The 19,850-nt window shown below is 72.0% G+C and carries 17 protein-coding genes; 11 read left to right on the top strand and 6 right to left on the bottom strand.

Features of this window, described 5'->3' with window-relative positions; all coding sequences use genetic code 11:
- Window positions 1-4 precede the first annotated feature (4 nt).
- Window positions 5-469 carry an Lrp/AsnC family transcriptional regulator gene (locus ABH931_RS26945; protein ID WP_236656632.1) on the top strand — a complete coding sequence of 155 codons (465 nt, stop codon included), beginning with the start codon at window positions 5-7 and terminating at the stop codon, window positions 467-469.
- Between the two features lie 157 nt (window positions 470-626).
- Entirely contained in the window at window positions 627-2,000 is a 1,374-nt protein-coding gene (locus ABH931_RS26950) for an aspartate aminotransferase family protein (protein WP_370118378.1), read from the top strand.
- A gap of 16 nt (window positions 2,001-2,016) precedes the next feature.
- Here the strand turns inward: ABH931_RS26950 and ABH931_RS26955 are convergent, their stop codons facing one another.
- The 3 genes from ABH931_RS26955 to ABH931_RS26965 all read right to left on the bottom strand — a co-directional run bounded on the left by ABH931_RS26955 (window position 2,017) and on the right by ABH931_RS26965 (window position 6,523).
- Window positions 2,017-2,859, bottom strand: a complete 843-nt coding sequence (locus ABH931_RS26955; protein WP_370118533.1) for a GNAT family N-acetyltransferase — start codon at window positions 2,857-2,859, stop codon at window positions 2,017-2,019.
- A 179-nt stretch (window positions 2,860-3,038) separates the two neighbouring features.
- Entirely contained in the window at window positions 3,039-5,819 is a 2,781-nt protein-coding gene (locus ABH931_RS26960; protein ID WP_370118536.1) for an FtsX-like permease family protein, read from the bottom strand.
- A 5-nt stretch (window positions 5,820-5,824) separates the two neighbouring features.
- Complete coding sequence (locus ABH931_RS26965; RefSeq protein WP_370118381.1) at window positions 5,825-6,523, bottom strand: ABC transporter ATP-binding protein; 699 nt, start codon at window positions 6,521-6,523, stop codon at window positions 5,825-5,827.
- Window positions 6,524-6,631: 108 nt separating this feature from the next.
- Between ABH931_RS26965 and ABH931_RS26970 the strand changes: the two genes are divergently transcribed.
- Both ABH931_RS26970 and erpA read left to right on the top strand, forming a co-directional pair.
- Window positions 6,632-7,279 carry a PadR family transcriptional regulator gene (locus tag ABH931_RS26970; RefSeq protein WP_370118383.1) on the top strand — a complete coding sequence of 216 codons (648 nt, stop codon included), beginning with the start codon at window positions 6,632-6,634 and terminating at the stop codon, window positions 7,277-7,279.
- On the top strand, window positions 7,276-7,629 hold the full coding sequence (gene erpA / locus ABH931_RS26975; RefSeq protein ID WP_370118386.1) for an iron-sulfur cluster insertion protein ErpA: 354 nt from the start codon (window positions 7,276-7,278) through the stop codon (window positions 7,627-7,629). The genes ABH931_RS26970 and erpA overlap by 4 nt, the downstream gene beginning before the upstream one ends.
- Window positions 7,630-7,693: 64 nt before the next feature.
- On the opposite strand, the gene ABH931_RS26980 is transcribed toward erpA, so the two are convergent.
- Window positions 7,694-8,248 carry a hypothetical protein gene (locus ABH931_RS26980; protein ID WP_370118388.1) on the bottom strand — a complete coding sequence of 185 codons (555 nt, stop codon included), beginning with the start codon at window positions 8,246-8,248 and terminating at the stop codon, window positions 7,694-7,696.
- Window positions 8,249-8,325: 77 nt separating this feature from the next.
- On the bottom strand, window positions 8,326-8,544 hold the full coding sequence (locus ABH931_RS26985) for a hypothetical protein (RefSeq protein WP_370118391.1): 219 nt from the start codon (window positions 8,542-8,544) through the stop codon (window positions 8,326-8,328).
- 172 nt (window positions 8,545-8,716) lie between these two features.
- Here ABH931_RS26985 and ABH931_RS26990 point away from each other — a divergent pair, with 172 nt between their 5' ends.
- Window positions 8,717-9,691: a carbohydrate kinase family protein gene (locus ABH931_RS26990; protein WP_370118394.1), complete on the top strand. Its 975-nt coding sequence runs from the start codon at window positions 8,717-8,719 to the stop codon at window positions 9,689-9,691.
- Between the two features lie 270 nt (window positions 9,692-9,961).
- Here ABH931_RS26990 and ABH931_RS26995 read toward each other — a convergent pair whose 3' ends face one another.
- A complete protein-coding gene (locus tag ABH931_RS26995; protein WP_370118397.1) occupies window positions 9,962-11,383 on the bottom strand; it encodes a cysteine desulfurase/sulfurtransferase TusA family protein in 1,422 nt (473 codons plus the stop codon).
- 372 nt (window positions 11,384-11,755) lie between these two features.
- Here ABH931_RS26995 and ABH931_RS27000 point away from each other — a divergent pair, with 372 nt between their 5' ends.
- From ABH931_RS27000 to ABH931_RS27025, 6 genes are all read left to right on the top strand, one after another.
- Window positions 11,756-12,628 carry a cytochrome c oxidase subunit II gene (locus ABH931_RS27000; RefSeq protein WP_370118400.1) on the top strand — a complete coding sequence of 291 codons (873 nt, stop codon included), beginning with the start codon at window positions 11,756-11,758 and terminating at the stop codon, window positions 12,626-12,628.
- Window positions 12,625-14,364 carry a cytochrome c oxidase subunit I gene (gene ctaD, locus ABH931_RS27005; RefSeq protein ID WP_370118403.1) on the top strand — a complete coding sequence of 580 codons (1,740 nt, stop codon included), beginning with the start codon at window positions 12,625-12,627 and terminating at the stop codon, window positions 14,362-14,364. Before ABH931_RS27000 ends, ctaD begins: the two co-directional genes overlap by 4 nt.
- Entirely contained in the window at window positions 14,361-14,759 is a 399-nt protein-coding gene (locus ABH931_RS27010; protein ID WP_370118406.1) for a cytochrome c oxidase subunit 4, read from the top strand. Before ctaD ends, ABH931_RS27010 begins: the two co-directional genes overlap by 4 nt.
- A 169-nt stretch (window positions 14,760-14,928) precedes the next feature.
- On the top strand, window positions 14,929-16,212 hold the full coding sequence (locus tag ABH931_RS27015; RefSeq protein WP_370118409.1) for an Ig-like domain-containing protein: 1,284 nt from the start codon (window positions 14,929-14,931) through the stop codon (window positions 16,210-16,212).
- Window positions 16,213-16,278: 66 nt separating this feature from the next.
- A complete protein-coding gene (locus tag ABH931_RS27020; RefSeq protein WP_370118412.1) occupies window positions 16,279-18,210 on the top strand; it encodes an MFS transporter in 1,932 nt (643 codons plus the stop codon).
- A gap of 76 nt (window positions 18,211-18,286) precedes the next feature.
- Window positions 18,287-19,804: an NCS1 family nucleobase:cation symporter-1 gene (locus ABH931_RS27025; protein ID WP_370118415.1), complete on the top strand. Its 1,518-nt coding sequence runs from the start codon at window positions 18,287-18,289 to the stop codon at window positions 19,802-19,804.
- Window positions 19,805-19,850: the final 46 nt, after the last annotated feature.

Here is a 19,850-nt window from a genome sequence, read left to right on the forward strand (position 1 = left end):
GCGCGTGCCAGCACCGAGAACGCCGATCAGTCCTGCCGCCAGTCTCGACGACGTGGACCGCAGGGTGCTGGAGCTGCTCGGGCGGGACGGGCGCGCCTCCTACGCGGAGATCGGCCTGCTGGTGAATCTCTCCGCCACGGCGGTCAAGCGGCGGGTGGACCGGCTGCGCGAGCGCGGCGTGGTGCGCGGCTTCACCGTGGTGCTGGACCCGGGCGTGCTGGACTGGACGACGGAGGCCTTCGTCGAGGTCTTCTGCCGCGAGCGCACCCCGCCGGAGGAGATCCTCTCCTCGCTGCGCCAGTTCCCCGAGGTGGTGGCCGCCTGGACGGTGACCGGCGACGCGGACGCGCTGGTTCACCTGCGTGCGGCGGACATGCGGCACCTGGAGGCGGTCATCGAGCGGATCCGGCGCGAGCCCGGCGTGCAGCGCAGCCGCAGCACTGTGGCGCTCAGCCGACTGATCGGCTGATCGGCTGAAGCAGGATTCCTCACCTGCCGGTGAGGATCACGCAGGATTCCTGCGCGGGCCGCAGGGTTCCGACAGGCGACGAGCGCGGTGTGGTGCCTAGGGTGGCAATGCCCCTACAGGCCTGCCCCCACAGCCCAACCGCCCCGAAGGATCTCCCGTGCCCCACGCCGACCGCATGCACCGGTACGACGCCCGCATGGTCGACCTGGTCTTCGACTACATGCGGGAGCGCCTGCAGTACGACCCGGTCCCGCTCGACCACCCCGGCGACGGCGAGAAGCTCGGCGCCGCGCTGGACGGCCTGCTGAGCGACCGCGGAAACGATCCTGCGGATGTGCTCAAGCTCTACGACCACGAGCTGTCCCGCGCGGTCATCTCCGCCGACAGCCCCCGCTACCTGTCGTTCATCCCGTGCGCGCCGACCAAGGCCGCGCTGCTGTTCGACATGGTCGTCTCCTGCGCCTCGCTCCAGGGCATCTCCTGGTTGGAGGCGGCCGGCGCCATCGCCGCCGAGAACCAGGTGCTGCGCCTGATCGCGGACCGCGCGGGCCTGCCCGCCTCGGCGGGCGGCTGCTTCGTCTCCGGCGGCTCCGCCGGCAACCTCTCCGCCCTCGTCGTCGCCCGCGACACCGCCCGCCAGCGCCTCGGCGTCGGCATCGGCGCGCGGCTGCGGATCGCGGTCAGCGACCAGACCCACTCCTCGGTCACCAACACCCTCAACATCATCGGCGTCGAGAAGTTCGTCGTGCCGACGGTGGACCACCGGCTGACCGGCGAGGCGCTGCGCGCGGCCATCGCGGCCGACCCCGACCCGGGCTCGATCATCGCCGTGGTCGGCACCGCCGGCACCACCAACGCCGGCATCGTCGACGACCTGGCCGGCATCGCCGAGGTCGCCCGCGAGCACGGCCTGTGGTTCCACGTCGACGGCGCCTACGGCGGCGCCGGGCTCCTCGCGCCCTCGGTGCGGGCGAAGTACGACGGCATCGAGCACGCCGACTCCTTCGTCGTCGACCCGCACAAGTGGCTCTTCGCGCCGTTCGACTGCGCCGCGCTGATCTACCGCGACCCGCGCCTGGCCAAGGCCGTCCACACCCAGGACGCCTCCTACCTGGACGTGCTGCACACCGCCGACCACGACCAGGAGTGGAACCCGACCGACTACGCCTACCACCTCACCCGGCGCGCCCGCGGCCTGCCGTTGTGGTTCTCGCTCGCCGTGCACGGTACCGACGCCTACTCCGAGGCGATCGAGACCGGCATCGCGCTGGCCCGCGACACCGCCGAGCTGATCCGTGCCGAGTACCCCGACCTGGAGGTCGTCCGGGAGCCGGAGCTGTCCAGCGTGGTCTACCGGCGCAAGGGCTGGACCGCGAAGGACTACTACGCCTGGTCCGAGCGGCTGCTGGCCGACCAGACCGGCTTCGTCACCCCGACCGGCTGGGAGGGGGAGGTCGTCGCCCGCTTCGCGTTCCTGCACCCGGGCACGACGATGGAGATGGTCCGGGAGATCCTGGACACGATGGTCTGATCCGTTCCCGGAACGGTCACAGGTAGGCCCCCGACGGCAGGTAGTGCGTCGGGGGCCTCATGCCGCGCAGGGCCAGCCAGCCGCGGCTCTCGGCGGTGAGCCCGGCGGCCATGGCCACGTCGACGGCCCAGTCCTGTTCGGCCGTCACCGTGCGCACGTCGGCGGTCTCGCCCTCCGGGATCCGGGCCAGGGTCTCGGTCAGCAGCGCCGAGGCGACCCGGCGGGAGGTGGCTGCCAGCAGCATCACCCGGCCGCCGAGGCGGTAGCAGTAGCCGGAGCCGGTGAGGGTGTCCGCGACCAGCAGTTCGTCGCTGGTGCGCAGCAGCGCCAGATGGTCCTCGCCGTGGGCGGAGCCGCGGGAGCGGCGGTCCACGGAGTCGAGCAGGTCGAAGTGGGTCGCGTCGCCGAGGTGCACCGGGAGGCCGCCGGTTGCGGGCAGGCCCGCCCGGTCGACCCGGCCGGTCAGCGCCATCGTGGGGTGCAGCCGGAAGCCGGCCGCGTGGTAGCGGCGGGCCGCGCGGGGGTCGGCGGAGGCGACGATCATGCCGCGCAGGCAGCCGTGGGCGTGGGTGAGCGCGTGGTCGAGCAGGGTGCGGCCGACTCCCTTGCCCTGCGCCTCGGGGCGGACCGCGAGCAGCGCCAGCCCCCACAGGCCCTCCCGGCGCAGCGACAGCGCGACCCCGAGCGGCGTGCCGTCGTCCTCCGCGAACCAGCAGCCGGCCTGGTCGGCTGCGGCCAGCCGCCGCGTACGGACGTCGGCGCGGGCGGCCTCGCGGCCCTCCAGCGGCTTGTCGAACGCGGCGGCGTCGATCGCCCGCACGGCGGCGGTGTCGGCGGCGGAGTCGTGGACCGGTCGCATCAGCACCCGCCCGATCCTGCCAGCACTCTCCCGCCCCTGTCAGGCACCCGCTCCTGCCGGGCGGGCGCCCGTGCCGGCACCGGTCCGCCCGGCGCTGACCGCCTCCCCGGCCGTCCGTCCTTGGCTGTGCGCCTCCGGCCGGCCGTCCTCGGCTGTGCGCCTCCGGACGGCCGGGGTGCTCAGCCGTCCGTGGCGAGGAGCCGGGCCGGGGCGAGGCGGCCGAGGGCGCGGGCGGGGACGGCGAGGGCGGTGCAGACCAGGACCACGCCGGCGGTCGCCGCGAGCAGGCCCGCCGCGGCGAGGTCGGCGGCCCGGCCGCCGTCGAGCAGGCCGCGGCCGAGCAGGGCCAGCGTGCCGAGGCCGGCGCCGGCCCCCAGCAGGCCGCCGAACAGGGCGAGCCAGAGGCCCTCCAGCAGCGCCAGCCGGGACAGTTCGCGGCCGCTCCAGCCGCAGGCGCGCAGCACGGCCAGGTCGGCGGCGCGTTCGCGCTGCGAGAGCACCAGCACGTCCACCGCGCCCGCCGCGCCCAGCAGCAGCGACAGCGCGACGCTCGCGTAGTCGACGCCGCGGGCCTGCGCGACGACCGCGTCGCCGAGCAGGGAGCCGGCCACCTCGCCGCGGAAGGCCAGGGTGACGCCGAGCAGCACGGTGAACGCCGCGACGCCGAGGGCCAGCCCGGACGCGCCGAGCAGGCTGCGGCCCGGAACCCGGATCAGGTTGCGCAGCGCCAGCCCGCGCACGGACCTCACCGGGCGGGCCCGCCGGGCCGCCACCACCGGCGGATGGACGGCGTCCAGCGGGCCCAGCCGGGTCGCCCGCCAGGCGGGCGGCAGCCCGGCCGCGAGGGCCAGCAGCACCGCCGTCGGCAGCACCAGCGCGGCCTTTGCGGCGGAGGCGTGCAGACCGAACCCGACGGCCAGCAGGTAGGCCAGCAACGCCCCGGCCGCGCCCGCGACCGTGCCGATCAGCAGCAGTTCGCCCAGGATCAGCCGGAACACCTCGCCTGCGCTCCAGCCGACGCAGCGCAGCGTGCCGATCTCGGTGCGCCGGGCCCGCACCGAGGCGAGCGCGGCCTGCCCGAGGAACAGGGCGCAGACCACCAGCACCAGCACGAACAGCACCGCGCTCTTGGCGTCGACGGCGGACATGATCCGCAGCGCCACGCCCTTCTCGGTCCAGCCCTCGCTGACCCGCAGGCCACCGGGCAGCGCGATGGTCTGCGGCGCTGGCGAACTGCCGGCGGTGACGTCCACGACCAGGTGCGGGTAGGCGGCGCGGATCGCGGCCGCGACCGCGTTCACCCTGGCCCGCGAGGTGGGGTCGACGCCGGTCACGCCCGCCACCCGGATCCGGACGGCGCTGATCGGTGCGGCTGCCTGCGGGGTGGGGACGAGTCGGCTGGCGAAGAACACGTCCATGGAGTCGAGCGTGGTGAGCAGCGTCGGCGGCTGGCTGAGGAACCCGCCGATGTTGCGGTCGGGGAGCAGCGCCCTGCCACCGAGCGCGGCACGGCTCGCGGCGTCGGCGCCGGTGACGGCGGGGGACTGGTAGGTGTCGAGGGGGACGCCGCTGAGCGAGGAGAACCGGTCCAACTTGGAGCTGTCGTAGCGGCCGACGAAGTCGAGCACGGGTGTCGGCGCGGCGGTGATGTCGGTGCAGGTGCCCTCGATGCCCTCGCAGCCGACCTCGGCCCGGGCGGTGACGGTGCGGAACTGGGTGCCGGTGTTCTCCTCGGGCACGTCCCGGATCCAGCCCTGCTCGGCGCCGCCGCGCCAGGTCCCGAGCGGCTGGGCGGCCTGTGGCACCGCTTCCAGACCGGACCCGGTGGCGCGGTAGGTGACGGGGCCGGCGGTCCAGTAGGTGCCTGAGCTGTAGGAGGAGTAGGCGCCCAGCGTGCGGAAGGCCGTGCCGAGGTCGGCATGCAGGGTGCCCGCGGTGGCGCCGCCGAGGCCGTTCACGTAGGCGCGGGCACCGGAGGTGGAGAGCCGGTCGGGCAGGGTGGCCGGGTCGCCCGCGTCCAGGCGCTGGACGGTCGCGGAGACGGTGCCCGCGCTCTGCGGGTTGTCGCTCAGCAGGACCGGCACCTGCGCGAGGGTCTCCGGGCCGTTGGTGGCGTTGGTGGGCCGGTCCGTGGCCCGCAGCATCCGGCCGGAGGTGACGGCCCGGCCCAGGCCGACCAGCCGGGCCTCGGCCGCCGGGTCGATCGCGGAGAGCATCACCGGGAAGGCGACCGGGAGGTCCGCGTAGACGTGGCCGCCCACGGAGTAGCAGCTCATCATCGTTCGCGCGGGCATGGTGAACGGTGAGCCGGAGATCCCCTCCTGGGCGGCCGGGTCCCACGGGCCGAACGGGCCCTTGCTGGCCGCACCGGACGAGTCCTCGTCGTAGTACCAGCACACCGGCCGCCCCCCGGCGGCGGTCTGCTGCACCTGGACGGAGGGCTCGAAGCCGCCCCGGGGCCGGGCGTCGACGCTGACGATCGGGTCCCGGGTGACGTAGACGTACTGGTCGGCCAGCGTGAACCGGTTCGGTCCCGCGGCCAGCGCCGGACGCACGCGCAGCAGCTGGTTGCGGACGCCTGGGGCGAGCAGGCCGGTCACGTCCAGCCGCAGCTCACTGTTGATCATCAGGTAGCCGAGGTTGGCGACCGGCGCGGCCGTGTCCACCCCGGCCAGGCCCGCGATCCGGTGGTACTGGGCCAGGGTGATGCCGCCGAAGATGCCGGAGAGGAAGTCCGCCTCGACCAGCCCGCGTCGCTGTTCGAGCGCGGTGCGGGTGCCCGCCGGGCGGACCAGTAGGTCGTAGGCGGAGCGGGCGTTGGCGTTAACCGTGCCGACGGTCTCGGCGCGGCTGGTGGTCACCGCCGCGGTCAGCAGCGAGAAGCTGGTCGCGGCCACCAGGATGCCCGCGACCAGGGCCAGCGCGCGGCCGCGACGGCGGCGCAGCTGGGCGAGGATCATCGTGATCACGGGCGCAGCCCTCCGAGCCGGTCGAGCACGTCGCTGGAGGGCTCGATCGTGGTGTCGGCGGTGATCCGGCCGTCCTGCAACCGGAGTACCCGGTCGCAGCTCGCCGCGACCTCGGCGTCGTGGGTGGCCAGGACCAGGGTGGTGCCGTAGCGCTCGCGCAGGGACAGCAGCAGGTCGACGATCTCGCGGCCGATGACGCTGTCGAGGTTGCCGGTGGGCTCGTCGGCGAGCAGCAGCCGGGGGCGGCCGATCAGGGCGCGGGCGATGGCGACGCGCTGCTGCTGGCCGCCGGAGAGCTCGGCCGGCAGTGCCTGGGCCCGGGCGGCGAGGCCCACCGCCTCCAGCACCTCCGCCGCCCTGGCCTTGCGGTCGTAGTCCACCCGGCGCGGCAGCACGGGGGCGAGCACGTTGTCCAGGACGGTCAGCGCGGGCAGCAGGTGGAAGCGCTGGAAGACGAACCCGACGCGGCGCCGGTGCGCGTCCAGGTCCCGGGCGGTGAGCGGCTTCCCGTCGATCTCCACGGTGCCGGCGGTGGGGGTGTCCATGCCGCCGAGCAGGTGCAGCACGGTGGACTTGCCGGCGCCGGAGGGCCCCGTCAGCGCGACGGCGGTGCCGTCCGCGATCTCCAGGTCCACCGCTTCGAGTGCGGTCAGCCCCGGATAGCCGCGGCTGACGCCGCGCAGGCCGATCGGCATGTGTTCCCCCTTGCCCCGTTCCACCCCGTGCCTGGCCGCACCGGGCTGTGCCAGGCCATACATTGTGGCAATGCAGGAGTACATTGTCACAAGCTAGGAGGTGTGTAAATGCCGCTTCACCACGCGGTGATGGCGCTGCTGGCCGACGGCCCGAGCCACGGCTACGAGCTCAAGGGGCGCTTCGAGGAGGCCATCGGCCCGCAGTGGGGTGGCCTGAACATCGGGCACCTCTACCAGGTGCTGGACCGCCTCGTCCGCGACGGCCACGTCACCCGGGTCCATGTGGCGCAGTCCGACCGGCCCGACAAGAACGCCTACCAGCTCACCGGGCAAGGACAGGACGAGCTGCGGGAGTGGGCCACCAGTCCGTGGGTGCGCACCTCGGGCTTCCGCGACGAGCTCTTCCTCAAACTGCTCGGGGCGGCCCGGCTGGGCCCGCCGGCACTGGCCGAGCTCGTCGCCGCGCAGCGGCAGGCCTACCTCGCCGACATCGCCGCGCTCACCCGGCTGCGACGCGAGCGCGGGGAGGAGCCGCTGGTCGCGCTGCTGATCGACGCGGCGCTCGCGCACACCAAGGCCGATCTGGCCACCGTGGACAGCGCGGAGGCGCGGCTGGCTGATGTGGCGAACGCGGCGGTGATGAGCGGTGCCGAGTGTGCGAGCATGGACGCAATGGAGCCTTCCCGGAATACCTCCGGGGCGTCGGCGGTTTCCGCCGGTGGAAGTACGTCGTCAAACCCGGGAGTAAGCAGATGACCGTCCAGGACGAGACCAGCGTCGAGAGCGGGATCATCCTCACCGACACCGCCGCCGCGAAGGTCAGGAGCCTGCTGGAGCAGGAAGGCCGCGACGACCTCGCGCTGCGTGTCGCGGTGCAGCCCGGCGGCTGCTCCGGCCTGCGTTACCAGCTCTTCTTCGACGAGCGCTCGCTCGACGGCGACGTGGTGGCCGACTTCGACGGCGTGAACGTCGTCACCGACCGCATGAGCGCCCCGTACCTGTCCGGCGCCACCGTCGACTTCGTGGACACGATCGAGAAGCAGGGCTTCACCATCGACAACCCGAACGCGACCGGCTCCTGCGCCTGCGGCGACTCCTTCAGCTGATCGCCCCGCGTACGCGGACAACGCCCCGGCCGATGGCCGGGGCGTTGTCGTTCTCCGGCCGGGCTCAGTTCTGGTTGCCGACCGGGCCGTGGGACTCCATGCCGGAGTAGGGGCCGCCGGTGGACTGCGGAACCGGCTGGCCGGTGGCGGTGTCGATCACCTTGCGGCCGTCCAGCGGCCGGCCGAGGTCCACACTGGCGTGCTGGCTCGAGATCACCTGCGGGCACATCTGGCCGATCGGCGCGTGCTGGGTGACCACCACGGTGACCCGCACCTCGCCCGGCTGCGACTGGTCCGCCTTCACGCCGTACTTGTCGCAGACGCCGGCGAAGTAGTACACGGTCAGGACCGTCCCGTTGGTGCTGTAGCCGGAGACGGGGATGCCGTGGGCCGCGGGCGCCGACGAGCCCGGTGAGGGGCGCTGGATCGGGCCGCCCGGGATGATCGAGCCGCTGGGGGAGGGGCTCACCACGGCGCTCGGCGCGCCGGCGGACGCGCTCGGGGGCGTGACAGTGGACGCGCCCGCGCCGGAGGAGCACGCCGACAGCCCGGCGGCGCCGACCGCCAGCACGGCCAGCGCGCCGAGGGCGCGGAAGCGGGAACGACGACGGTTGTGCACGGTACGGCCTCCTGGTCTGTCCCTTGCTGTGCGTGCATGGGACGTGGAGCGGGCCGAACCGGTTCCCCTCGCTCCGATCAGAGGGAGATGTCGCCGAACAGGCGGGCCTCGTCCGCCCCGATCCGGAACGACGGGCGGTGCCGCAGCGGCTCGGTGTGCTCGCGCGGCTCGACCGCGAGCTGCGGCCAGAACCGGCCGAGTCTGCGCCCCCGCTCCACCAGCCCCGCCAGTGTGTCGACGTCCGCGTCGCCGCGCAGGTACGCGGGAATGTGGACGGGGTTGCGGTCGGGCATCATCTCCGGGCCTCCTCGTGAGCCGCGTCACATGGCGGTCACACCGTCGACAGTAGAACCCCGGGAGGTACCCGGCCAGCCCTACCTCGCGGTAACGCGGGGGCGTGTCGGCCGACCGCGGCGGCCGGTACGGTAGATCGTCGTCCGCCCCCGTCCTCCCGAGGAGCACGCCGCCGTGCGTATCGCTGTCACCGGCTCCATCGCCACCGACCACCTGATGACCTTCCCCGGCCGCTTCGCCGAGCAGTTCGTCGCCGACCAGCTCCACACGGTCTCGCTCTCCTTCCTCGTCGACACCCTCGACGTGCGACGCGGCGGAGTGGCGCCGAACATCTGCTTCGGCATGGGCGTGCTGGGCCTGCACCCGGTGCTCGTGGGCGCGGCCGGCGCGGACTTCGCCGAGTACCGCTCCTGGCTGGACCGTCACGGTGTCGACACCGCCTCCGTGCACATCTCCGAGACCCGCCACACCGCGCGTTTCGTCTGCACCACGGACCTGGACCACAACCAGATCGCGTCCTTCTACACCGGCGCGATGAGCGAGGCCCGCGGCATCGAGCTGCAGCCGGTCGCCGACCGGGTGGGCGGTCTGGACCTGGTGCTGATCGGGGCCGACGACCCCGAGGCGATGGTCCGCCACACCGAGGAGTGCCGCAGCCGCGGCTACGCCTTCGCGGCGGACCCCTCCCAGCAGCTGGCCCGCCTGGACGGCGAGTCGATCCGCACGCTGGTGGACGGAGCGGCCTACCTGTTCTCGAACGAGTACGAGAAGGCCCTGATCGAGTCGAAGACCGGCTGGTCGGAGGAGGACGTCCTCGACCGGGTCGGCGTCCGGATCACCACGCTGGGCGCGAAGGGCGCGCGCATCGACCGCAAGGGCGAGCCGACCATCTTCGTGTCCTGCGCCGCCGAGACGGCGAAGGTCGACCCGACGGGCGTCGGCGACGCGTTCCGGGCCGGCTTCGTGGCGGGCCTGACGTGGGGCGTCTCGCTGGAGCGGGCGGCCCAGGTGGGCGCGATGCTGGCGACCCTGGTCATCGAGACGCTCGGCACCCAGGAGTACGAGCTGCGCCACGGTCACTTCCTCGACCGCTTCGCCGCGGCCTACGGCGAGGACGCCGCGACCGAGGTCCGCGCGCACATGGCGTAGCCATGGAGGGGCGCGGGGCTCTGCCGTTGTGCGGCTTCCCGTCCAGCCTTCGGCCGGGAGGTGCCCCGGAGGTGCCCCCTGCGTGGGCGCGAGCAACCCACTCCGGGCGGATGGCCCCGCTCGCTCGGGATCCCAAGGCCGTGGGAGGGGGTCCCCCCGGCCGAAGGCTGGGGGATGGTCGCGTCCCGCAGGGGGCACCTCCAGGCCGAAGGCTGGGGGAGGAGCCGCAGATCAGTAGAGCCGCAGATCGGTAGAGCCCCGCGCCGGTGGCTAGACCTCCCGCCGTACCAGGTAGGCCAGGCCGTGCGCCCCCGGGAGGTAGTCACTCGCGGGGGCCGTTCCCTCGTACGACTGGTGCTGCATGTGGCACCAGGCCGGCACGTCGACGGCTGCCACCTCGTCGTCGGACAGGACGGCGACCAGGCCACCCACCGGGACGCCCTCGAAGGCCTTCGCCAGCTCGATGACCGGCACCGGGCAGAAGCTCCCGAGGACGTCCACCACGATCGCGCCCTGCGCACTGCTGCGTGGCGCGGTGGGCGTCAGCTGTGCGCGCACCTCGGCGACAGCCGACGGGAGCACCCGCAGGAACTCCTCCACCTGCTCGCGCGTGGCCTCGCGCCCGAGCGACACGCGGATGTTGCCCTCCGTCAACGCCCCCATCGCGGCCAGCACGTGGCTCGGCGTCAGCGTGCTGGAGGTGCAGGAGGAGCCGGAGGAGACCGCGAAGCCCGCGCGGTCCAGCGCGCCCAGCACGGACTCTCCGTCCACGTACAGGCAGGAGAAGGTCAGCAGGTGCGGCAGGCGCCGCAGTGGGTCGTCCAGGGCCGGATCGCCGAGGACCGAGACGTCCGGGATCAGCGCGGGCACGCGCTCGTGGAGGAGCCGGACCAGCGGGCGCAGCCGCGCCGCGGTCTCGGCCGCCTCCTGCCGGGAGGCGCGGAGCGCTACCGCCGCGGCGACGATCGCGGGGACGTTGACGTAGCCGGGGACGCGGCCGCCCTCCCGCTCGTCCGCCGGGAGCGGCGAGCGGTAGCGGACACCCTTGCGGACGGCGAGGACGCCGACCCCCGCCGGGCCGCCCCACTTGTGCGCGGACGCGGCCAGTGCGGACCAGGGTCCCTCGACGCGGCCCCAGCCGACCGACTGGGCGGCGTCCACGAACAGCGGCACGCCTGCCTCGGCGGCCAGCTCGGCCGCGCGCGCCACCGGCTGGACCGTGCCGACCTCGTGGTTGGCCGCCTGGAGGCACGCCAGTGCCACGCCGGGGGAGCGGCCGGGGCAGTGGAGGGCGTCCTCGAAGGCGTCGAGTGCGACGCGGCCGAAGGAGTCGACGGGGACGACCGTCACCGAGCCGCCGTCGGCCTGGAATCGCTCGGCTGCGTGGAGCACCGAGGAGTGTTCGACAGCGCTGTGGACGAGATGACGCCCTTTCCGGTGATTTCCGGCGAGCAGTCCGAGGACGGCCAGATGGTTCGCCTGCGTACCCGAGGCGGTGAAGGTGAGCTCGTCGGCGCGGACGCCGAGGTCCGTCGCGAGGGATTCGCGGGCCGAGTCCAGCAGCAGGCGCGCCTGTCGCGCGTCGCGGTAGAGGCGGGCCGGGTCCGCCCAGCCCTCGTCGAGCGCGGCCAGCAGGGCCTGCCTGGCCAGGGGGTGCAGCGGTGCGGTGGACGCGACGTCGAAATTCGGCACACCCCACCGTAACGAGCGCGGAGATGGCAGCATGTCAGCCGGCACCGATGCCGGCCGTCCACCCCCAGATCGTATGACGTCCTCATGCGGCGTCAGGAGGCGCCCCCCACCGTGGCGGACCGGCGTGTCGCGCGGGCCCTGAGTTCCCCGCGTGTACCCCTTCTGACCTGCGAAATCGCCCGAACGGGCGCAGCGTGGGGTGATGATCGGCGCGTTAGTGGGACCTGCCCGCGAACCGTCGATCGGGCTGGAGTAGGGTTTGGGCCGCATAAACATCCAAACCCTGCCCGTGACCATGCCACTGGAAATCCCGGAGAGCTCTCCGGCTCTTCGGTCGGCTGGTGAGCGGGCGAGACTTCGGGAAGGCGCTAAGTGAGTCCCAACGGCTCCGACCGCTCGCCGCGGCGCTCGATGCGGCGGAAGCTGCTTTCAGCGCTCACGCTGGGCCTCGTCCTTGCCACCGCCACAGGCTGCCAGTCCTCCGACCTGCCGCGCCTCGGCCTGCCCACCCCCCGGGACGTCCAGGGCCGCACGGTCCTCTTCCTGTGGCAGGGCTCCTGGATCGCCGCACTGGCGGTCGGGGCGCTCGTCTGGGGACTGATCCTGTGGGCGGTCTTCTTCTACCGGCGCACCCGCACCAAGGTCGAGGTGCCGCCGCAGTTCCGTTACAACATGCCGCTCGAGGCACTGTTCACCGTGGTCCCGCTGATCATGGTGTCGGTCTTCTTCTTCTACACGGCGCGTGACGAGAACTACCTGCTCAAGACGAGCGACGCGACCAACCACATCAACGTGGTCGGTTTCCAGTGGAGCTGGGCGTTCAACTACGACTACCAGGTCGACCCGCACAACCAGACCAAGGTCGACACCAGCGGCCCCGGCGCCTACGACGTCGGCACCCCGGGCCAGCCGCCGACGCTCTGGCTGCCGCTCGGTGTGACCACCGAGTTCGACCTGACCTCGCGTGACGTGATCCACGGCTTCTGGCCGGTGGACTTCCTGATGAAGATGGACGTCGTCCCGGGCGTGGTGAACCACTTCGAGGTCACCCCGACCGAGCTCGGCACCTTCCGCGGGAAGTGCACCGAGCTGTGCGGTGTCGACCACTCGCAGATGCTCTTCAACGTCAAGGTGGTCTCTCCGGCGGACTACGCGGCCCACCTGGACGAGCTTCGCGCCAAGGGCCAGGGCGGCAACGTTCCGTCCGGCATCGTTACCACGGGAGCGGGGAACCTCCAGAAATGACCATCCTCAATGAACCCCATGGGCTCAGCGGGGGTACCGCCGCGGCCCGGCCGGCCAAGGAGACGAAGGCTGGTACGTCGATCATCAAGTGGATGACGACGACCGACCACAAGACCATCGGTAGCCTCTACCTGGTCACGTCGTTCGCCTTCTTCCTCGTCGGCGGCATCCTGGCGCTGACCATGCGTGCCCAGCTGGCGCAGCCCAACGCGGGCGTCCTGACGAACGAGCAGTTCAACCAGGCGTTCACGATGCACGGCACGATCATGCTGCTGATGTTCGCGACGCCGCTCTTCGCCGGCTTCACGAACTGGATCATGCCGCTCCAGATCGGTGCCCCCGACGTGGCCTTCCCGCGTCTGAACATGTTCGCCTACTGGCTGTACCTGTTCGGCTCGCTGATCGCCGTCGGCGGCTTCCTCACCCCGAACGGCGCGGCCGACTTCGGCTGGTTCGCCTACGCGCCGCTCTCGGACGCGATCCACAGCCCCGGCGTCGGCGGCGACATGTGGATCATGGGTCTGGCGCTCTCGGGCTTCGGCACCATCCTCGGCTCGGTGAACTTCATCACCACGATCCTGTGCATGCGTGCCCCGGGCATGACCATGTTCCGGATGCCGATCTTCGTGTGGAACGTCCTGCTGACGGCCGTCCTGGTCCTGCTCGCGTTCCCGGTCCTCGCCGCCGCGCTGCTGGCGCTGGAGGCCGACCGCAAGTTCGGTGCGCACGTCTTCGACCCGGCCAACGGTGGCGCCATCCTGTGGCAGCACCTGTTCTGGTTCTTCGGTCACCCCGAGGTGTACATCATCGCGCTGCCGTTCTTCGGGATCATCTCCGAGGTCGTGCCGGTCTTCTCGCGCAAGCCGATGTTCGGTTACTCCTCGCTGATCGCGGCCACCATCGCGATCGCCGGCCTGTCCGTGACGGTGTGGGCCCACCACATGTACGTCACCGGCGCGGTCCTGCTGCCGTTCTTCTCCTTCATGACGTTCCTGATCGCCGTTCCGACCGGCGTCAAGTTCTTCAACTGGATCGGCACCATGTGGCGGGGCTCGCTCAGCTTCGAGACCCCGATGCTGTGGACCGTCGGCTTCCTGGTCACCTTCGTCTTCGGTGGCCTGACGGGTGTTCTGCTCGCCTCCCCGCCGATCGACTTCCACGTCTCGGACTCGTACTTCGTCGTGGCCCACTTCCACTACGTGGTCTTCGGCACCGTCGTCTTCGCGATGTTCGCGGGCTTCCACTTCTGGTGGCCCAAGATGACCGGCAAGATGCTGGACGAGAAGCTCGGCAAGATCACCTTCTGGCTGCTCTTCGTCGGCTTCCACACCACGTTCCTGGTGCAGCACTGGCTGGGCGCCGAGGGCATGCCGCGTCGCTACGCGACGTACCTGCCCTCCGACGGCTTCACCACGCTGAACCTGATCTCGACCATCGGCTCCTTCATCCTGGGCGCGTCGATCCTGCCGTTCCTCTACAACGTCTGGAAGACCGCCAAGTACGGCAAGAAGGTCGACGTCGACGACCCGTGGGGCTACGGCCGCTCGCTGGAGTGGGCGACCTCCTGCCCGCCGCCGCGGCACAACTTCCTCACCCTGCCGCGCATCCGTAGCGAATCCCCGGCGTTCGACCTGCACCACCCGGAGATCGCGGCGCGCGACTACCTGGAGAACCACGGCGAGGTGCCGGCCCACCTGCAGGCCGCACTGGAGAAGAAGGAGGCGGGTGACCGATGAAGGAGCAAGGCAAGATCTTCGCCGGCTTCGCGGTCTTCGTCCTGGCGATGGCCATCTGGTACGGCGTCTGGTCCAAGGACCCGACGGGCACCACCTGCCTGTTCCTGGCCTTCGCGCTGGGCTCGTTCATCGCCTTCTACCTGCTGTTCACCGCCAAGCGCGTGGACACGGGCGCCGGTGACAACCCGCAGGCCGAGGTCTCGGACGACGCGGGCGTGCAGGGCTTCTTCAGCCCGCACAGCTGGCAGCCGCTGGCCCTGGGCCTCGGTGGCACCCTCGCGTTCCTCGGCGTCATCTTCGGCTGGTGGCTGATGATGTTCGCCATGCCGGTGATCCTCATGGGTCTCTTCGGCTGGACGTTCGAGTACTACCGGGGCGAGAACCAGACCCAGTGAGCCGGTAGCAGTCGCACAGCACGAAAGGGGCCGAGCCCGCGCCGAAAGGCGCCGGGCTCGGCCCTTCGGCTTGCCCGCGTCACTCGCGTGGGTGACGCAGCGCGTGCCCGATGGGCAGCTTTCCTACGATGTGACGGAGCGTCGGGTTCCGTCACGGGAGAGGCTGCAGATGAAGTCGGCAAGGATTCTGGTCGCGGGCGCGGTCCTCGCCGCCGCGCCACTCACGGCCTGCAGCGGCGGCGGCGTCGCGCCCGAGCAGCAGGTCGACGCGAGCGCCCTGGTACAGATCACCCCCGCGGGTGCCACCAACGTCGACCCGGCGCTGCCGGTCGTCATCACCGCGCAGCACGGCGGGCACCTGACGGACGTCACCGTCGTCTCCGACGCCGGACGCCAGGTCGCGGGAAAGCTCGCCGCGGACGGCGCCTCCTGGCGCTCCACCGGGCCGCTGGCGGCCGGTACCCACTACACCGTCAAGGTCCAGGCGGCGGACGGGGCCGGGAACGGCCGTGGCGGGGTCCAGAAGGGCTTCACCACCCTCACGGCGTCCGCGACCCTCACCGCGACCATGACGCCCGGAGACAAGGCCGTCTACGGCGTCGGCGAGCCGATCACGGTGGCGCTGAGCCACCCCGTGCACGACCCGGCCGCCCGGCAGGTCGTCGAGCGCGCGCTGACGGTCCGCTCCACGCCACAGGTCACCGGCGCGTGGTACTGGGTCGACGACTCGACGCTGCACTTCCGGCCCAAGGACTACTGGCCGGCGCACACCACCGTCCAGGCCTCCTTCGACCTCGGCGGTGCCAAGGTCCAGGACGGCCTCTACGGCGGTGCCCCGGCCACGATCGGGTTCAGGATCGGCGACAAGATGCTCGCCCTGACCGACGCGGGCAGCGACTACATGACCGTCTACCGCAACGGGCAGGAGATCCGCTCCATCCCGATCACCACCGGCAAGCCCGGGTTCTCCACCCGCAACGGCATCAAGGTGGTGCTGGAGCAGCAGCAGGAGGTCTTCATGAACTCCTCCACCGTCGGCATCGCCGCCGACAGCCCCAACGCCTACCACCTGGACGTGTACTGGGACACCCGGGTGACCTGGAGCGGCGAGTACGTGCACGCCGCGCCCTGGTCGGTCGGCTCCCAGGGCGTCTCCAACGTCAGCCACGGCTGCACCGGCATGAGCACCGGCAACGCCGAGTGGTTCTACGACAACTTCCGCCGCGGCGACATCGTCCAGGTGGTCCACAGCCTCGGCCACCAGATGGAGCCGTTCGGCAACGGCTTCGGCGACTGGAACCTGGCCTGGTCCGACTGGATCAAGGGCAGCGCGCTCGGCCGGACCGTCACCACCGCGCCGGCCGACCCGGCCCAGCCCACCGGCGACTCCTCGGGCGCGACCGGCTCCTCGGCCGTGACGACGACGGCGGGGTACCTGCGTCCCAGCGCGTGAAATGGCGTGCGCCACGCCGAAGTCCCCATGAGAATGGGGACTTTGACGTGAAGGGGGAGGCGCGTGGTGCGCACCGGACAAGGCAGGTTCGTCCTGCCGATCGTGCTGGTCGGCACGTTCATGGCAATCCTGGACGTGGCGATCGTCAACGTGGCGATCCCGTCCATACGCTCGGGCCTTTCCGCCGGGTTCGGCGCGGTGGAGCTGGTGGTGTCGGCGTACACCATCGCCTACGCCTCGCTGCTGGTCACCGGCGGGCGGCTCGGGGACATCCTGGGCCGCAAGCGGATGTTCGTGGCGGGGCTGCTGGTGTTCACCGCCGCCTCGGCGCTGTGCGGGGCGGCACCGGACATCACCGTGCTGGTCCTGGCCCGGGTGCTGCAGGGCGTCGGCGGGGCGATGCTGTACCCGCAGGTCCTGGCCATCATCCAGACCACCTACCAGGGCGAGGCGCGCGGCAAGGCGCTCGGTGTCTTCGGCGCGGTGATCGGCATCGCCGCCATCGCCGGGCAGCTGATCGGCGGCGCGCTGCTGGCGCTGGACCTGTTCGGCTGGACCTGGCGGCCGGTGTTCCTGGTCAACGTGCCGGTCGGCATCCTCGCGGCCCTCGCCGCGCTGGTCTGGCTGCCCGACGACCGCGACGAGAGCCGCACCAAGCTGGACCTGGGCGGGGTCGGGCTGGTGACGGCGCTCCTGCTGCTGCTCTCGGTGCCGCTGCTGCTGGGCCGGGACCAGGGCTGGCCGCTGTGGCTGGTGCTGATGCTGGTGGCCGCGCTGCCCGTCGGCTGGGGCTTCCTGCGCTACGAGCGGGCGATCGCCGCGCGCGGCGGGCAGCCGCTGGTGCGGCTCGACCTGTTCCGCAACAAGGGCTTCGCCACGGGCGTGCCGATCGCGGTGCTGTTCCAGGTGTCCTACGCGGGCTTCCTGTTCATCCTCGCCGTCTACCTCCAGACGGGCCTGGACTTCTCGCCCATGAGGTCCGCGCTGGTGTACACCCCGAGTGCGGTCGGCTTCTTCTGCACCTCGCTGCTGGCGCCCCGGCTGGTGCCGGTGCTCGGCCGGCACGTGCTGGCGCTCGGCTACGTGCTGGCCGCCCTCGGCCTGTTCGGCATCGCCGCCACGGCCGCCACGGCGGGCACCACCTTGTCGGTCTGGGCGCTGGCGCCGGCGATGCTGCTGACCGGGGCCGGGCAGGGCCTGGGCATGAGCCCGCTGGTCGGCACGATCCTGTCCGGCGTGCCGCCCAAGGACGCCGGCGGCGCCTCCGGGGTGGTCACCACCTCGATGCAGACCGGCAACGTGCTCGGCGTCGCGCTCTTCGGGCTGCTCTTCTTCACGCTGGTGGGCCGGCAGACGCACGGCGTCTCCTACGCCACCGCCTTCGGCGAGCTGATCCCCGTGAGCGCGGTGCTGCTGCTGGTGGCGGCGTTCCTGGTGTACCGGATGCCGCAGGCGCCGGGACAGCCCGCCAACGCGCTCATCGAGCGGCTGCCGGGATGGGCGGGCGGCTTCGCCTGGTCGATGTTCCTGGCCACCGGCGGCCGGGTGGGGGACCCGCTCTTCAACGAGCTGCTCGCCAAGGTGCGCGGCGAGCGCCTGGACCGGGCCGACCAGGCCCCCGAGCCGTTCGGGGAGTTCCTCGCCTTCCACTACCGCCACCAGGAGGACGCCGACGCGGCCTGGCTCGCCTACCTCCAGCGCGAGGCCCTGGCCTACGGCGACCGGCCGATCCCGCACGAGGCGGAGCGCACGCCCGTCATCCGGGCCCAGATCGCCGAGATCGCCCGCCGACAGGAGGCCGGCCGGCTCGACCCGGAGCTGGACCCGGCGCTGTTCCGGCTGATGTGCTTCGGGCTCGCCAGCTACCCGACGCTGCTGCCCCAGGTCACCCGGATGGCGACGGGACTCTCCCCGCACGACCCGGAGTTCGTGGAGCGCTGGGAGGAGTTCCTCGGCCGGATCGGCGCCCACCTGGAGAGCGTGCACGAACGGGGCTGACGCGGTCTATGCGCGGAGATCGGGCTCTGCTCTACTGACGCTTTCCGGCCTTCTTCGCGAAGCGAGGTGGCGTGCGATGTCCCTCCAGCAGACCTACCCGGACGGCCGGGTCGCCCTGGCCGAGGGGGTCGTCCTCGACGACCCCCGGTTCAGCAACGGCGACCTGGCCCCCGTCCCCGTCGAGCGGCGCACCTGGCGGACCTACAACTACCTGGCCCTGTGGGTCGGGATGGCCCACTGCATCCCCTCGTGGACTCTCGCCTCCGGGCTGGTGGCGCTCGGCATGGACTGGCGACAGGCCGTGCTCACGATCGCCCTGGCCAACGTGATCGTGCTCGTTCCCATGCTGCTGACCGGCCACGCGGGCACCAAGTACGGCATCCCGTTCCCGGTCTTCGCGCGCGCCGCGTTCGGCGTGCGCGGCGCCAACCTGCCCGCCCTGGTGCGGGCCGCGGTGGCCTGCTGCTGGTTCGGCATCCAGACCTGGATCGGTGGCGAGGGCATCTACCTCCTCGCCGGCAAGGTCGTCGGACACGGCTGGCTGTCGGCCGGTCAGGTCTTCGGCACGCCGTGGACGCAGTGGCTCTCGTTCCTGCTGTTCTGGCTGATCGAGATCGCGGTGATCACCCGCGGCATGGAGACCCTGCGGAGGGTGGAGAACTGGGCCGCCCCGCTGGTGATCGTCGGCGCGCTGGTCCTGCTGGGCTTCATGGTCGACAAGGCGGGGGGCCTCGGGCCGCTGCTGGACCAGCCGTCCCGGCTGGGCTGGGGGAGCGGCTTCTGGAAGGTCTTCTTCCCCGCGCTGATGGGCATGATCGGCTTCTGGTCCACCCTGTCGCTGAACATCCCCGACTTCACGCGCTTCGGAGGCAGTCAGAAGGCGCAGCTCTGGGGCCAGACGCTGGGCCTGCCGACCACGATGACGCTGTTCGCCGTCCTGTCGGTGCTGGTCACCTCCGGCTCCCAGGCGGTCTACGGAGCGCCCGTCTGGGACCCGATCGCGCTGAGCGCGCGGATGAGCAACGTTGTCGGCGCGTTGTTCGCGCTGCTGATCGTCATGGTCGCGACGCTGTCGGTGAACATCGCCGCCAACGTCGTCTCGCCCGCCTACGACCTGTCCAACCTGCTGCCGAAGTACGTGAACTTCCGCACCGGCGCGCTGATCACGGGCGTGGTCGGGATCGCCGTCCTGCCGTGGAAGCTGATCGCCAACCCGCACGTCTACATCTTCACCTGGCTGGGTGTCGTCGGCGGACTGCTCGGCACCGTCGCGGGCATCCTGGTCGCCGACTACTGGGTGCTGCGCCGCACCCGGCTGCACCTGCACGAGCTGTACCGGGAGGGCGGCCGCTACTGGTACACCGGCGGCTGGAACCTGCGCGCTGTCGCCGCCTTCCTGGTCGGCGGCGTCCTGGCGGTGGGCGGGTCCTACTCGACCGTCAGCGGCGGTGTGAAGCAGGGGCCGTTCCCCGCGGACGGCGTGATCCCGCTCCTCAAGCCGCTGGCCGACTACGGCTGGGCGGTCGGCCTCGCCTCCTCGCTGCTGGTCTACCTGCTGCTGAACCTGGGGAGCGCGGCGAGCCGGCGGGAGTGACGCGGGCGCGGCGCGGCGGGGAGAACGCACGAGGCCCCCTCCCGAA

It is taken from the genome of Streptacidiphilus sp. MAP12-33 (assembly GCF_041261265.1).
GTDB lineage: Bacteria > Actinomycetota > Actinomycetes > Streptomycetales > Streptomycetaceae > Streptacidiphilus.

What these genes read in the sequence shown, in the direction of transcription:
- ABH931_RS26960 (WP_370118536.1), bottom strand. Translation starts at nt 5,819, where the DNA reads ATGATCCTCGCCCAGCTGCGCCGCCGTCGCGGCCGCGCGCTGGCCCTG.
- ABH931_RS26955 (WP_370118533.1), bottom strand. Translation starts at nt 2,859, where the DNA reads ATGCGACCGGTCCACGACTCCGCCGCCGACACCGCCGCCGTGCGGGCG.
- ABH931_RS26970 (WP_370118383.1), top strand. Translation starts at nt 6,632, where the DNA reads ATGCCGCTTCACCACGCGGTGATGGCGCTGCTGGCCGACGGCCCGAGC.
- ABH931_RS26965 (WP_370118381.1), bottom strand. Translation starts at nt 6,523, where the DNA reads ATGCCGATCGGCCTGCGCGGCGTCAGCCGCGGCTATCCGGGGCTGACC.
- ABH931_RS27025 (WP_370118415.1), top strand. Translation starts at nt 18,287, where the DNA reads ATGTCCCTCCAGCAGACCTACCCGGACGGCCGGGTCGCCCTGGCCGAG.
- ctaD (WP_370118403.1), top strand. Translation starts at nt 12,625, where the DNA reads ATGACCATCCTCAATGAACCCCATGGGCTCAGCGGGGGTACCGCCGCG.
- erpA (WP_370118386.1), top strand. Translation starts at nt 7,276, where the DNA reads ATGACCGTCCAGGACGAGACCAGCGTCGAGAGCGGGATCATCCTCACC.
- ABH931_RS26985 (WP_370118391.1), bottom strand. Translation starts at nt 8,544, where the DNA reads ATGATGCCCGACCGCAACCCCGTCCACATTCCCGCGTACCTGCGCGGC.
- ABH931_RS27010 (WP_370118406.1), top strand. Translation starts at nt 14,361, where the DNA reads ATGAAGGAGCAAGGCAAGATCTTCGCCGGCTTCGCGGTCTTCGTCCTG.
- ABH931_RS27015 (WP_370118409.1), top strand. Translation starts at nt 14,929, where the DNA reads ATGAAGTCGGCAAGGATTCTGGTCGCGGGCGCGGTCCTCGCCGCCGCG.